Origin of the sequence: Streptomyces sp. NTH33, from assembly GCF_003236365.1 — a bacterium.
Classification (GTDB): domain Bacteria; phylum Actinomycetota; class Actinomycetes; order Streptomycetales; family Streptomycetaceae; genus Streptomyces.
The window spans coordinates 1-11,976 of the sequence record NZ_POTZ01000208.1 but is presented as its reverse complement, the minus strand read 5'-3'; the positions used below and the strand labels follow the sequence as shown (position 1 = coordinate 11,976).

The following is an 11,976-nucleotide window of genomic DNA, read 5'->3' as shown; positions in this document are numbered from 1 at the left end:
CCCCGGGGGGCCGGCCGCGGCGCGGGAGGGGGCCCGCGTCCCTGGGCAGCCGCCCCGCCTCCGTGAGGGCGCGGCGGAGCAGGAACTCGATCTGGGCGTTGGCGGAGCGCAGTTCGTCGGAGGCCCACCGGGCGAGCGCGTCGTAGACCGACGGGTCCAGCCGCAGCAGCACCTGCTTGCGCTGCTGCGGCCTGCGCCTGGGCGAGGGTCCCTCCTCGGCAGCCGTCACTGGTAGAGCGTCCCCGTGTTCAGCACCGGCTGCGCCGCCCGGTCGCCGCAGAGCACCACCATCAGGTTCGACACCATCGCCGCCTTCCGCTCCTCGTCCAGTTCCACGATGTCCCGCTCGGACATGCGGGCGAGCGCCGCCTCGACCATGCCGACCGCGCCGTCCACGATCTGGCGCCGGGCCGCCACGACCGCGCCGGCCTGCTGCCGCTGGAGCATCGCCGAGGCGATCTCGGGAGCGTAGGCCAGGTGCGTGAAGCGGGACTCGATGATCTGCACCCCGGCCGCCTCCACGCGCGCGTGCAGTTCGACGGCGAGCTTCTCGGTGATCTCCTCGGCGTTGCCGCGCAGGGAGAGGCCGTCCTCCTCGTGGGCGTCGTAGGGGTACTCGATGGCGATGTGGCGTACGGCCGCCTCGGTCTGGGTGGAGACGAACTCCAGGAAGTCGTCCACCTCGAAGGTGGCCTGCGCGGTGTCCCGCACCTTCCAGACGACGACCGCGGCGAGTTCTATCGGGTTGCCGTAGGCGTCGTTGACCTTCAGTACGGCGGTCTCGTGGTTGCGGACGCGGGTGGAGATCTTCTCCCGGGAGGTGAACGGGTTCACCCAGCGCAGCCCGTCCTCGCGGATCGTGCCCCGGTAGCGGCCGAAGAGTTGCACCACCCGCGCCTCGCCCGGCGCGACCATGTTCAGCCCGCCCATCGCGAGCAGCGCGGCGATGCCGGTCAGGACGCCCACGACGATCAGCGCCGCCTGGGCGCCGGTCGCCGTGACCATCGTGCCGCCCGCGACCAGCGCCGCCGCGACCAGCACGCCGAGCAGGCCCAGCAGCAGGGCGAGCCCACCCCCGATGCTGTGCGCCGGGAACTCGCGCACCCGCGGCTCGGGCATCTCGGGCAGGCCGGTGGTGGGCGTGGAGTCCTGCAGTGGTTGTGCGGACATGACGGGTCCCCCGTTCTCGTGCGGCCGGTGAACTGCCGGCCCATAGCGTCTGTCTAGCTAAGTGATATCACTTTTTCACACCATGACAACCCTGCGGGCACATGAAGCGTCGGTTCCTCCGGGGCGGGTGCTCATTCTCACGTCCGATAAGGGGTGAATCGGGTGCCCTTTGCCCCAGACGTCGGTGTTAGCTTTCTGAGCTGACCTGCACCCACGTGAGTGACTGCCGAGACCGAAGCGGAGCGGACGGATCCATGGGACGAGCGGAAGAGAGACGAGCGCGGCAGCGCGAGGGCCGCCGCGCGGCGCCCAGGCGCTCGTCCGGGACTCCGGCGACCGGCATCGGCCCCGCCGACGGCGGCAGGGCCGCGGCGCGCAGGGCCGCCCGGCCGGTCAGGGAGAAGGGCGGCATACGCCGGCTGTTCACCTGGAGGAAGATCCTCGGCACGTTCTTCGGCGTCTGCCTGCTGGGCATCGGCTCCTTCATCGTGCTGTACGTGGTGGTGGACATACCCAAGGGCAACGCCGACGCGACACGTCAGAGCAACGTCTACAAGTACAGCGACGGCACGATCCTGGCCCGTACCGGCGAGGTCAACCGCGAGATGGTGGACCTGGACAAGGTGCCCAAGGCCGTCCAGCGCTGTTTCGTCGCGGCCGAGAACAAGACCTTCTACACCGACCACGGCGTCGACCTGAAGGGCACCGCCCGCGGTCTGCTCAACACGCTGAGCGGCAAGGGCGCGCAGGGCGGGTCGACGATCACCCAGCAGTACGTCAAGAACTTCTACCTCAACCAGGACCAGACCGTCACGCGCAAGGTGAAGGAACTGGTCATCTCGTTGAAGGTGGACCAGAAGATGTCGAAGGACGACATCCTCGCCGGGTACATCAACACCAGCTACTACGGCCGGGGCGCCTACGGCATCCAGGCCGCCGCGCAGGCCTACTACCGCGTCGACGCCAAGGACCTCACCGTCCAGCAGGGCGCCTACCTCGCCGCCTTGATGCAGGCCCCGAGCCAGTACGACTGGGCCGTCGCGAGCGACACCGGCAAGAAGCTCGCGCAGCAGCGCTGGAACTACGTGCTCGACAACATGGTCAAGCAGAACTGGCTGGACGCCTCCGAGCGGCAGGCCATGAAGTTCCCCGAGCCCAAGGAACCCCGGCCCGCTCCCGGGCAGGAGGGCCAGAAGGGCTACCTGATCGCACTCGCCAACCGTCAGCTCGCGCAGCAGCTGGTGAAGGAGCAGGGCCTGACCCAGGGCCAGGCGGAGCAGGCGGTCGACGGCCAGGGCTGGAACATCACCCTGGACATCGACAAGAAGAAGCAGGCCGCGCTGGAGGAGGCGGTCAAGACGCAGCTGACCAGCAAGCTGAACCCGAAGGAGCGCCCGGTCGACAAACACGTCCAGGCCGGCGCCGTCTCCGTCGACGCGAAGACCGGGCACATCGTCGCCCTGTACGGCGGCGAGGACTACTTCAAGCACTACTTCAGCAACGCGACCCGTAACGACTACCAGCCCGCCTCCACCTTCAAGCCGGTCATCCTGGCCGCGGCCCTGGAGCACGACGCCAAGACCCAGGACGGCCGGCCGATCGCGGCGAACACGATCTACGACGGCACCAGCGAACGCCAGGTCGTGGACCGCGGCCGCCGGGTCGGCTTCGGCCCGCCCAACGAGGACGACCGGAGCTACGGCGACATCACCGTCCAGACGGCCATGAACAAGTCGGTCAACTCCGTCTTCGCGCAGATGGGCATCGACGTGGGCATGGAGCAGGTGATGGGCGTCGCCGGCGAGCTCGGCATGAACACCAAGGGCATGCAGGCGGTGCCCGCCCAGACGCTGGGCTCCATGGGCGCGAGCCCGCTGGAGATGGCCGGGATCTACGCCACGTTCGCCAACCACGGCGAGAAGGTCACCCCGACCATCGTCAAGTCGGCCGAGCAGCGGGGCCGTACGGTCAAGATGTCCGACCCGATCGGCGACCAGGTCATCAGCCGCCAGGCCGCCGACACGGTCACCTCGGTGCTGACCGGCGTGGTCGACGACGGTACGGCCCAGAAGTCGGTGCGGGACAACCCGCGGCGCAACGGCCAGCAGGTCGCGGGCAAGACGGGTACGTCCGACGAGAACAAGTCCGCCTGGTTCGTCGGCTACACGCCGAAGCTGGTCACCGCGGTGGGCCTGTTCGGCGAGGACCTGAAGCAGAACGGCAAGCACGTCCCGATGTACGAGGCGGGTGGCGTGCCGCGCGTCAACGGCGGTGGCTTCCCGGCCCAGATCTGGGCCGAGTACACCTTCGGCGTGATGGGCGAGGTCAGCAAGTTCGACCTGGACACCAAGCAGGGCGCCGCGGTCCAGCCCTCAAAGACCCCGTCGGTCAGCGAGACGCCCAGCGAGAGCCCGTCCGAGTCGCCCACCACCAGTGCCCCGCCGGTGTCCGAGACGCCGACCGAGTCCCCCAGCGAGCAGACCACCCCGTCGCAGTCCCCCAGCGAGCAGGCCACCCCGTCGCAGAGCGCGAGCGAGACCCCGCCGGCCAGGGAACCGACGGACGACACCACCGACAGCCTGCTGAACCTCAACGGCCAGTGAGCGGCACGAAGGGGCGCCCGGACCGGGCGCCCCTTCGGCGTACTGAGCCGTACTGAGCTGTACTGAGCCGCGCTGAGCCGCACCGACCGTCTTGGTGCCGGTCAGCGGGCCTGGTCGTTCCCGGCCGAGTGGTTGAGCTCGAACCAGACCACCTTGCCCGTGCTCAGCCGGGTCGCGCCCCAGCGCCGGGCCAGCTTGTTCACCAGGTACAGTCCGCGGCCGCCCTCGTCCGTGGCGCGGGCCTGGCGCATGCGCGGCAGCTGCGGCACGTCGTCGCCGACCTCGCAGCGCAGGACGTCGGTGCGCAGCAGACGGAGGGTGACCGGGCGGGAGGCGTAGCGCACGGCGTTGGTGACGACCTCGCTGACCAGCAGCTCCACGGAGTCGGTGAGCTCCTGCAGGTCCCAGCGCTCCAGCGCCTGGCGCGCCATGCGGCGGGCCTGGCCGGGGGCGGAGTCCTCCGGCTCCAGGGACCAGTACGCCGCGTCGCTCGGCGCGATCCCGTCGAAGCGGGCGGCGAGCAGCGCGATGTCGTCGTCCCGGTCGCCCGGACCCAGCATGTCCAGGATCTCGTCGCACAGGGCTTCGAGCGGCGGCGGATGGTCGGGGCCGGTGAGCTGCGCGGTCGCCGACAGCTTCTCGCGCAGCTGTTCTATGCCCGTCCACACGTCCCTCAGACGCGACTCGACCAGGCCGTCGGTGTAGAGGAGCAGGGTCGCGCCGGCCGGGGCGTCCAGTTCCACGGCCTCGAAGTCGACCCCGCCGACACCGATCGGTGCGCCCGACGGCACCCGCAGCACCTCCGACCGGCCGCCCAGGTGCAGCAGCACGGGCGGCGGGTGGCCGGCGTTGGCGATGGTGATGCGGTGCGCGACGGGGTCGTAGACGGCGTACATGCAGGTCGCCATGCGGTCGGTTCCCAGGCGCTGCGCCTGCTCGTCGAGGTGGTGCAGCACCTCCTGCGGCGGCAGGTCGAGCCCGGCCAGGGTCTGCGCGGTCGTCCGCAGCTGCCCCATGATCGCGGCCGAGGTCATGGAGTGGCCCATGACGTCACCGACGACGAGGGCGACCCGGCTGCCAGGCAGCGGGATCGCGTCGTACCAGTCACCGCCCACGCGCGCGGTCTCCGCGGCGGGCAGATAGCGCGAGGCCAGCCGTACGCCCGTCGGGTGGGGCAGCGTCTCGGGCAGCATCGTGCGCTGCAGCTCGTCGGCGATGTACGCCTCACGGCCGTACAGCACCGCTTTGTCGATGCCCAGCGCGCTGTGCGTGGCGAGCTGGGCGGCGACCAGCAGGTCGTCGGGCTCGAACGCCTGGCGCTCCGGACGGCGCAGGAACAGCGCGGCGCCGATGACACGGCGCCGGCCGCGCAGCGGGGCGAGAATGGCGCGCTGCCCCTCGGGCACCGCCAGCTCCGATCCCTCGCCGAGGAGTTCGGCGAGGGCCACCTGGGCGGGCGCCGTGTCCGTGAACACCGGCCGTACGCCCCGCAGCACCTCGCCCAGCGCGCTGCCCGGCCGGACCTCGCACAGCTCGTTGGTCACCACCGACAGCTCCGCCGGCTGCTCCGGCACCGGCGGCGGCACGTACACGCCGTCGGTGTCGCGCTCCGCCGGGATCCGGTCGGAACGGCGCAGCCGCAGCACGAGCGGACCCATGGGCCGCTCGTCGCCCACCGGCAGCGGTTCGCGCAGATAGACGAGGATCGCGTCGGAGAAGGTCGGCACGGTGGCCCGGCACAGGCCCATGACGATCTCGTCGAGGTCCATGCCGCGCGCGATCCGCCGGGTGGCCGCCCCCACGAACCGCAGCCGGTCCCCGTCCCGCCGCATGGGCGACGGCCGGCCGGGCGGCAGCCCTCGGCCGGTACGGCGCTCCTTGCCGCCGGGGGGCAGGCCGCGCCGGGCCCCGCGGTCCTGGCCGCCGGACGGCTCGCCGCCGCCGGTCCCGGGATCCGCGTTTCCGTCCCTGCTTCCGTCCTTGCCGGTCCCGCCGCCCGCCCCGTCCTCGGCGGACTCCGCCTCGGCCGTCATGGCCGCCGCGTCCGGCTGGGCCGGGATGCCCTCCGGCGCGGGACGCGGACGGTGGGCGCCGGGCTCGGCGGACGTGGACTGGGAGTGCTCGGACCCGGCGGTGCGGGACTGTTGCGGTAATGCCGAGGACCCCGAGGCGGCCGGGGTACGCAGGAGTGCCCCACAGGCGTCCGTGGGGTCGGTGCCCGCCTGGGGGCGCTCGAAGGAGGTCGGCTGCTCCGTCACGCGTGTCGAATCCATCCGTCCGGGGCCGCGCGCCGGGCGCGCAGTTCGTCCCGCCGAAGACCCAATACCCGGAATACATGTCCCAGGAACGGATTTCCGGAGTGGTCAGAGGTTGTTCCTGTGCAACCGGCGAACCGTTCGCGGCTCGCACGGGTGTTGCCGTCGTACCCCTCGCTCACGTCCTGCCGCCCCTCGGTGACGTCCGGTCAGGCCCGGCCTGCTGTCCGGGAGTTGCTCCTGAACCTCGTTCGATCGTTGCGATCGTTGCGGAGGACGATCCTACGTTTCCCGCCCGGGGGCGCATCAAGGGCCTCATGAGGCCATGTGCACGGGCGTACGGTCCCAGTCGTCCGGGAGTGACGGTACCGCCCAGGCGGGGTCCGGGCGCCACTGCTGCCAGGACTCGCAGAACGGAGACCGCCAGGCGCGGATCACCTCCACGGCGTCCCGGCCGGCGGCCTCGACCCGCTCGGCGAGCTCGGCGCCCACCAGGCCGTCGCGCCGCGCCTGCGCGAACTCGTCCTCGTCGCGCCAGTGCCAACTGCGGTCCGGGTGCACGGAGATGTCCAGAAAGTGGTCCTCGGAGTCGACTCCGCCCGCCCAGCGGGCGAGCGGCTCCTCCAGGTTGACGTACCAGTTCTTGAACCGCCAGCCCGGCTCCCAGAACAGCCACACCGACCAGGGCTCGCCGGGCCGGGCCAGCTTCAGCACGCCGGTGCCGGACCAGCGGTCGCGCCGCACGGCCCGTGGCTTGGTGTAGCGCGACGCGAGCGGTTCCAGGTGTACGGGGGTGCCGTCGGCGAGCACGGGTTTGACGCACTCGGTGCCGGGCGCCATCCATACGGCGAGCAGGCCCGGGTCGTCCCGCACGACGGTGACGGGGCGTGCGATGTGGAAGCGCGCGCCGCCGTTCTCCCGGTACCGCCACAGGATCTGGCTGCCCGGGGCCCAGCGGGCCGTCGCACCGCCCGTGGCCGCGCGTGTGGTCGCTCCGTCGTCTGCCATGAGCAGATTTTAGGTGCCCGGGGCACCTGATGCCGCCGAGGGCGTCACGGGTTCACGTCCGGGCGTGAGGTGAGGTGCCGAGGCGTCACGGACGTGTCATCCGCAGGACGTCCAGCGCCTCGTCGAGCTGTTCGGCCGTGAGCTGTCCGCGCTCGACGTACCCGCTCTCGACGACGACCTGGCGGATGGTCTTCTGCTCGGCCAGCGCCTTCTTGGCGACCTTCGCCGCCTCCTCGTACCCGATGTACCGGTTGAGCGGGGTGACGACGGAAGGGGAGGACTCGGCGTACTCGCGGGCGCGCTCCCGGTGGGCGACGATCCCGTCCACGGTGCGGTCGGCGAGCAGCCGGGAGACGTTGGCCAGCAGCCGGACGGACTCCAGGACGTTCTTGGCGATGACCGGGAGCATGACGTTGAGCTCGAAGTTGCCGGAGGCGCCGGCGGCGGCGACGGTGGCGTCGTTGCCGGTGACCTGGGCGCAGACCATGAGGACGGCCTCGGGAACGACCGGGTTGACCTTCCCCGGCATGATGGACGACCCCGGCTGCAGATCGGGCAGGGAGATCTCGGCGAGCCCGGTCCGCGGCCCGGAGGCCATCCACCGCAGATCGTTGGCGATCTTCGTCAGCCCCACGGCGATGGTGCGCAGCTGTCCGCTGGTCTCGACGACGCCGTCCCTGGCGCCCTGCGCCTCGAAGTGGTCGCGGGCCTCGGTGAGCGGGAGCCCGGTGACGCGGGCGACCTCCTGGATGACGGCGGCGGAGAACCCGGGCGGGGTGTTGATCCCGGTGCCGACGGCGGTCCCGCCGAGCGGCAGCTCGGCCAGCCGGGGCAGGGAGGCGTTCAGCCGCTCGACCCCGTACCGCACCTGGGCGGCGTACCCGGCGAACTCCTGACCGAGGGTCACGGGCGTGGCGTCCATGAGGTGCGTCCGCCCGGACTTCACCACGTCGGCGAACTCCTCGGCCTTGCGGGTGAGGGCGGCCGCGAGGTGGTCCAGGGCGGGGATCAGGTCGCGGGTGACGGCGGCGGTGGCGGCGATGTGGAGGGAGGAGGGGAAGACGTCGTTGGACGACTGCGACGCGTTGACGTGGTCGTTGGGGTGCACGTCCCGCCCGAGCCGCTCGCTCGCGAGGGTGGCGATGACCTCGTTGGTGTTCATGTTGGAGGAGGTCCCGGACCCGGTCTGGAACACGTCGACGGGGAAGTGCTCGTCCCACCTGCCCTCGGCGACCTCCGCCGCCGCCTCCTGGATCGCCCCGGCGACGTCCTCGTCGAGCACGCCGAGCTCCGCGTTGACCTTGGCCGCGGCGCCCTTGATCCGCGCCAGCGCCTCGATGTGCGCGCGCTCGATCCGCTGCCCGGAGACGGGAAAGTTCTCCACGGCGCGCTGCGTCTGCGCGCGCCACTTGGCGTCGGCGGGGACCCGCACCTCGCCCATGGAGTCGTGCTCGACGCGGTAGCGCCGGTCGTCGTCCGCGATCGTCATCGTCGTACCTCCGAAGTTCACAGCAGTGGTGCCGGCCGGGTGTATTCCTGCCGGTTCCCCGTTGACAGCATCCCGCTCGGGTACCCGGAACGGACTCCGCCCCGCCGCGAGGAGGCGGCGGGGCGGACCACCGTGTGAGGCCGGCGCCGGTCGGGTGCCCCGGAGGGCCACGTCGTCGGCCAGGAAGCCCGTCCGCGGGGACGCGTCCTCACTGGCCGTGGGGGAGACGGTCACCCGGCGGCCCGCGTACGCCGTCAGGTCGGCCGGGCGCCGCACGTGTCCGCTGCGGGCGTCGGCGCCGGACGGCGTGGCGAGCGTGCCGCCGGGTGACCGTCTCGACCGTGAACCCGGCGTCCCGGGTTCCGGTGCCGGTCTACACGGCCTGCTGCCAGAGGGTGTAGGCGATGCCGTCGGCCGCGCGGTCCAGGCCGGTGGTGTTGATGTTGGTGAGGGTGTCGCAGGACCGGTGGTAGCAGGGGTCGTAGGAGGCGCCGGCCGTGCCGCCCCACTTGGCGGCCTGCGTGGACGTCTTGCGGGCGCTGGCGCCCATCGCGTAACCGGAGGTGGGTATGCCGGCCTGCTCGAAGGGGTAGTCGTCGCTGCGCCCGGCGCCCTCGGTGTTCTCCTCGGGCCGCAGGCCCAGCGAGTCCCAGTACGCCTTCATCGGCGCGGCGGCCGACGAGGTGATGTGGTTGATGAAGTAGCCGCCGTTGGTGGAGGCGACCATGTCGAAGTTGTAGTACGCCCGGATCGTGGCGCGCTGGGTCGAGGACAGCGAACGGACGTAGAACTTCGAGCCGTTGAGACCCTGCTCCTCGTCGGTCCACCAGGCGAAGCGGACCCGGTTGCGCAGGGTGGGGTTCTGCTGCGCCAGGGTCAGGGCGTTCTCGAGGAGCGCGGCCGAGCCGGAGCCGTTGTCGTTCATGCCGGGGCCCGCCGAGACGCTGTCGAGGTGGGCGCCGAACATGTACACGTTGTTCGCGTCGCCGCGCGGCCACTCGGCGATCAGGTTGGGACCCGCTCCGCTGGTGCAGCCGGAGGTGCAGGACTGCTCGGTGACGGTGTAGCCGGCCGCCTGCAGCTTGCCCTTCACATAGGCGACGGAGTCGCGGTAGCCCTGGGTGGTGGAGCGGCGGTTGCCGCCGTTGCGGCCGGCGATGGCGCTGAACTCGCTCAGGTGCGCCCGCACCTTGGTCACGTCGATGTTGGGCGCGGCGAGCGCCTTCACGGTGGTGGACCGGCCCGTGTCCGCGAGGGTCTGCGTCTGCCGGGCGTCTGCCGGGCCGGCGGCCGCGGCTGCGGCGGGGAGTGTTCCGCAGCCGAGCACGACGGCGAGGGAGAAGCTCGCCACGGCGAGTCGTCGTCTCACTCTGTCTCCTTCGGGAGGTGGTCCGTGGGGTGGACCACAGGGAATCTGACATGTCGTGTACATGTCGGATTGGCGAGAAGGTTCACAGTGGAAGTTGAGCGAGTCAACAGAAAAGGCGCCCGTGCGGGCAGGTTGTCCAAAAAAGGAACATGATGTCCGCTATCCGGACGTGCGGGCGCCCGTGGTCGGCCCGACGGGCCTTCACCGGGCCCGTTGTGAGGAGCCGTCAGGTGGCCGGCGCGGCGTGACCGTGGACGGCGGCGTCGATCTGCCGCGGCCGGCCGGGGGCGAGGTGCGGGCGGCGGGTGGTGGCGGGCGAAACGGCAGGGGCCGGTCCGGGTGACACCCGGACCGGCCCCGAGGACGTCGGCGGACGCGCTACGCCAGCCCCGGTCCCCGCACCGGGATGGTCGTGAACGTCGGCTGCGGCGCCGGGTCCTGGAAGAAGTCGTTGCCCTTGTCGTCCACGACGACGAACGCCGGGAAGTCCTCCACCTCGATCTTCCAGACCGCCTCCATGCCGAGTTCCTCGTACTCCAGGACCTCGACCTTCTTGATGCAGTCCTGGGCCAGCCGGGCCGCGGGCCCACCGATGGACCCCAGGTAGAAGCCGCCGTGCGCGGCACACGCGTCCGTGACCTGCTTGCTGCGGTTCCCCTTGGCCAGCATCACCTTCGAACCGCCCGCCGCCTGGAACTGCTCGACGTAGGAGTCCATCCGCCCGGCCGTGGTCGGCCCGAACGAGCCCGAGGTGTAGCCCTCGGGGGTCTTCGCCGGTCCGGCGTAGTACACCGGGTGGTCCTTGAGGTACTGCGGCATGCCCTCACCCGCGTCCAGCCGCTCCTTGATCTTCGCGTGGGCGATGTCCCGCGCCACGACCAGCGGCCCGGTCAGCGACAGCCGGGTCTTCACGGGGTACTTCGTCAGCTCCGCGAGGATCTCGTCCATCGGCCGGTTCAGGTCGATCTTCACACTCTGCCCATCAGCGGCTTCGCCGCGGGCGTCGTCCGACAGGTGCTCGTCCGTCGTCTCCGGCAGGAACCGCGCCGGGTCCTTCTCCAGCTGCTCCAGGAACACGCCCTCGGGCGTGATCTTCGCCAGCGCCTGCCGGTCCGCCGAGCAGGACACCGCGAGCGCGACCGGGCAGGACGCGCCGTGCCGCGGCAGGCGGACCACGCGCACGTCGTGGCAGAAGTACTTGCCGCCGAACTGCGCCCCGATCCCGATCTTCTGCGTCAGCTCGAAGACCTTCTCCTCCAGCTCCTTGTCCCGGAAGCCGTGGCCGAGCGGCGAGCCCTCGGCCGGCAGGTTGTCCAGGTAGTGCGCGGAGGCGTACTTCGCGGTCTTCAGCGCGTACTCGGCCGACGTGCCGCCGACCACGATCGCCAGGTGGTACGGCGGGCACGCGGCCGTGCCCAGCGAACGGATCTTCTCCTCCAGGAACTTCATCATGGAGGCCTCGTTCAGGACGGCCTTCGTCTCCTGGTACAGGAAGGACTTGTTGGCCGAGCCGCCGCCCTTGGCCATGAACAGGAACTTGTAGGCGTCGCCGTCCGTCGCGTACAGCTCGATCTGCGCGGGGAGGTTGGAGCCGGTGTTCTTCTCCTCCCACATGGTGAGCGGAGCCATCTGCGAGTAGCGCAGGTTCAGCCGGGTGTAGGCGCCGTGGATGCCCCGGGAGAGGGCCTTCTCGTCCTCGCCCGCCGTCAGTACGTTCTGCCCGCGCTTGCCCATCACGATCGCCGTACCGGTGTCCTGGCACATGGGCAGTACGCCCGCGGCCGCGATGTTGGCGTTCTTGAGCAGGTCCAGGGCGACGAACTTGTCGTTCGCGGACGCCTCGGGGTCGTCGATGATGCGGCGCAGCTGGGCGAGGTGGGCCGGGCGCAGGTAGTGCTGGATGTCGTGGACGGCCTCCTCGGCCAGCTTGCGCAGCGCCTCCGGCTCGACCTTGAGGAACGTACGCCCGTCGGGCCCCTCGACGGTGGAGACGCCCTCGGACGTCACCAGCCGGTACGGGGTGGTGTCCTCGCCCTGGGGGAGCAGATCGGTGTACGCGAACGCAGGGCGAGGACACCACCC

At 71.2% G+C, this 11,976-nt stretch carries 8 protein-coding genes; 1 reads left to right on the top strand and 7 read right to left on the bottom strand.

What is annotated here, in order from left to right; all coding sequences use genetic code 11:
• Window positions 1-229, bottom strand: a 229-nt coding sequence (locus tag C1I97_RS20170) for a hypothetical protein (protein WP_181446811.1), incomplete at its 3' end; no start/stop codon positions are given.
• Complete coding sequence (locus tag C1I97_RS20165; protein ID WP_111004620.1) at window positions 226-1,170, bottom strand: SPFH domain-containing protein; 945 nt, start codon at window positions 1,168-1,170, stop codon at window positions 226-228. The genes C1I97_RS20170 and C1I97_RS20165, both read right to left, overlap by 4 nt.
• A gap of 254 nt (window positions 1,171-1,424) precedes the next feature.
• Here C1I97_RS20165 and C1I97_RS20160 point away from each other — a divergent pair, with 254 nt between their 5' ends.
• The gene (locus C1I97_RS20160) at window positions 1,425-3,773 is read left to right on the top strand and encodes a transglycosylase domain-containing protein (RefSeq protein WP_111004619.1); all 2,349 of its coding nucleotides are present in this window, start codon (window positions 1,425-1,427) and stop codon (window positions 3,771-3,773) included.
• Window positions 3,774-3,874: 101 nt separating this feature from the next.
• Here the strand turns inward: C1I97_RS20160 and C1I97_RS20155 are convergent, their stop codons facing one another.
• The 5 genes from C1I97_RS20155 to C1I97_RS20135 form a co-directional block, all read right to left on the bottom strand.
• Complete coding sequence (locus C1I97_RS20155) at window positions 3,875-6,046, bottom strand: ATP-binding SpoIIE family protein phosphatase (protein WP_181446810.1); 2,172 nt, start codon at window positions 6,044-6,046, stop codon at window positions 3,875-3,877.
• A gap of 297 nt (window positions 6,047-6,343) precedes the next feature.
• The gene (fomD, locus tag C1I97_RS20150; protein WP_111004617.1) at window positions 6,344-7,036 is read right to left on the bottom strand and encodes a cytidylyl-2-hydroxypropylphosphonate hydrolase; all 693 of its coding nucleotides are present in this window, start codon (window positions 7,034-7,036) and stop codon (window positions 6,344-6,346) included.
• Between the two features lie 85 nt (window positions 7,037-7,121).
• Window positions 7,122-8,525, bottom strand: a complete 1,404-nt coding sequence (locus C1I97_RS20145; RefSeq protein ID WP_111004622.1) for a class II fumarate hydratase — start codon at window positions 8,523-8,525, stop codon at window positions 7,122-7,124.
• Window positions 8,526-8,898: 373 nt separating this feature from the next.
• The gene (locus tag C1I97_RS20140) at window positions 8,899-9,894 is read right to left on the bottom strand and encodes a M28 family metallopeptidase (RefSeq protein ID WP_181446809.1); all 996 of its coding nucleotides are present in this window, start codon (window positions 9,892-9,894) and stop codon (window positions 8,899-8,901) included.
• A gap of 378 nt (window positions 9,895-10,272) precedes the next feature.
• On the bottom strand, window positions 10,273-11,976 hold a 1,704-nt coding region (locus tag C1I97_RS20135; protein ID WP_441349135.1), incomplete at its 5' end, for a fumarate hydratase.

Excerpts from the sequence above, each read along its gene's own strand:
- C1I97_RS20165 (WP_111004620.1), bottom strand. The coding sequence starts at position 1,170 with ATGTCCGCACAACCACTGCAGGACTCCACGCCCACCACCGGCCTGCCC.
- C1I97_RS20160 (WP_111004619.1), top strand. The coding sequence starts at position 1,425 with ATGGGACGAGCGGAAGAGAGACGAGCGCGGCAGCGCGAGGGCCGCCGC.
- C1I97_RS20155 (WP_181446810.1), bottom strand. The coding sequence starts at position 6,046 with ATGGATTCGACACGCGTGACGGAGCAGCCGACCTCCTTCGAGCGCCCC.
- fomD (WP_111004617.1), bottom strand. The coding sequence starts at position 7,036 with ATGGCAGACGACGGAGCGACCACACGCGCGGCCACGGGCGGTGCGACG.
- C1I97_RS20145 (WP_111004622.1), bottom strand. The coding sequence starts at position 8,525 with ATGACGATCGCGGACGACGACCGGCGCTACCGCGTCGAGCACGACTCC.